Source organism: Daejeonella sp. (assembly GCF_049655485.1).
Lineage (GTDB): Bacteria > Bacteroidota > Bacteroidia > Sphingobacteriales > Sphingobacteriaceae > Daejeonella.
The window spans coordinates 1-1,758 of record NZ_JBASJU010000348.1; the positions used below are offsets into that span (position 1 = coordinate 1).

The 1,758-nt window shown below is 37.4% G+C and carries 3 protein-coding genes; all 3 read right to left on the bottom strand.

Going from position 1 to position 1,758, the window contains the following annotated elements:
• The coding region (locus WBJ10_RS14215) for a hypothetical protein (protein WP_424291425.1) at window positions 1-181 on the bottom strand (181 nt) is incomplete at its 3' end.
• A complete protein-coding gene (locus tag WBJ10_RS14220; protein WP_424291427.1) occupies window positions 182-1,414 on the bottom strand; it encodes a glycosyltransferase family 4 protein in 1,233 nt (410 codons plus the stop codon). It abuts the gene before it with no gap.
• The coding region (locus WBJ10_RS14225; RefSeq protein ID WP_424291429.1) for a hypothetical protein at window positions 1,411-1,758 on the bottom strand (348 nt) is incomplete at its 5' end. The genes WBJ10_RS14225 and WBJ10_RS14220, both read right to left, overlap by 4 nt.

Consider the following 1,758-nt stretch of genomic DNA (forward strand, 5'->3'; position numbering starts at 1 on the left):
CTGTCCCAGCCATCAATATCAATTCATCTATAGGATATGGCGAATATTCAGCAAACGGGAGTATTTTGTCAACAATAAATTCAGATAAAATCCATTTATTCACTTCGAATTCGGAGGATTCTTTGTTGAAGGTGGGTAATTGATATTGTTTGTTTCTCGATCTTTTAAAAAAAGTAGGCATCTATTTTTGTTTTAGTAAATCTAAATACATTTTTTCATATTGTTGGCCAATCTTTTCCCAGGTGAAATTCTCGATCCAGCTTGAATAGCCCTGAATTTTCAATTCCTCCAATCTGTCAGAATCTTCCAATAATTCTGACATTATGGTTGCTGATTCTGGAATTATAGCATAGCTATAACCATCAGGGGCAGTCACGGTGGGAAGGAGTACCCCACCATTAGTCCATTCAATGATTTCTTCAGAATTACCAACTCGGGTAACTAGAAAAGGAGTCATAGAGGCTAAAGCTTCAAAAAGTACGACAGGCGAACATTCAATCATCGATGGAAAAAGCAACAAATCAGCCTGTTTATATGCCGCAATCAGTTCCTGTCGGCTTAGTTTAACCAAAAAGACATTAGAAAGGTTTCCTGAAAATAAATTTACAATGAAATGGACCATATTAACCCAGCCATTCAGATTAAACTTATGGAATTTTAGGCCTCCCTTCCACCAATTGATCCTTTGTGTAAAATTCGACACTTCAGGTTTATCAAAATTTTCTCCAACAAACAATAATACCGCGTTTTTAACCTTTGACTTTAAAAATATCTTAAGGGCTTGATCATGCCCCTTTAGACCTGTGTATGAACCAACATGGAGGACTATCTGTCTTTTAAACGGAATATTTAGAAATTTCCTTATGTCAAAATCTCTTTTTTCCAAAAATTCCTTGCGAGATGCCCCATTAGGTATTAATATCCGCTCAATAATTTGGTTGTCTCTTGCGAAGATCACATCTTGATAGTTGTCTGAGAGAAAAACATTCATATCATAATGTTTCATCCATGTTTTCATTTGCTCAAAATATCCTGAATAAATAGGGTTATTTAAGCCCGAAAAGCCAGTTGGTACAAACACCTTTTTTGCTTTTAAGGAGGGAAGTAAATCGAAGCATAAATCACTGGCCCATTGTTGCGCCGCAAAATTAGTTATGATGTCAAATTTACCCTGTCGCAAAAAGCTTTGATACTTCTCGATCTCGCCTGTCATCCCTGTCACCCGATTCCCTTTTATATCGAATGATTTAATCTTAACCCCGTTAATTTCCTGTGATTTGCGAAATTTAGAGATTGAGGTAGCCACTGTAACATCGTGGCCTGACAAATGCAGTAGCTCAGAAATTTGCCTTACCACCTCAGACATACCATGCTTCTCAGGAAGATAGGACTCGACAGTATGAAGGATTCTCACTTAAATCTAATTAAACTTTTCAGCCCTCTCTTAAAATTACTTCTTCTCAGACGCCATTTGAGGGAATGCTCCGAATTCAGCAAGTGCGATAAATTACCGCCTAAAAAAGTTTTTCTAACTGGGTTGGCCATATTTAGTAACAAATCGTTCCACAATCCAGAAACAACACTTCTCAGAATCCCTTCATCGTATATTTTACTCTTGCTGTTGTGCACTAAAATCGATAGGAGGTGCTGCTCCGTTTTCAGCAATAACTCCGAATCTAAAGGATCAATTAACCTATGGCCGAGATTCAGGTGCAAATTCAGGGTTTCATCGTCGGCATCAATTCCTATCTCATTAAG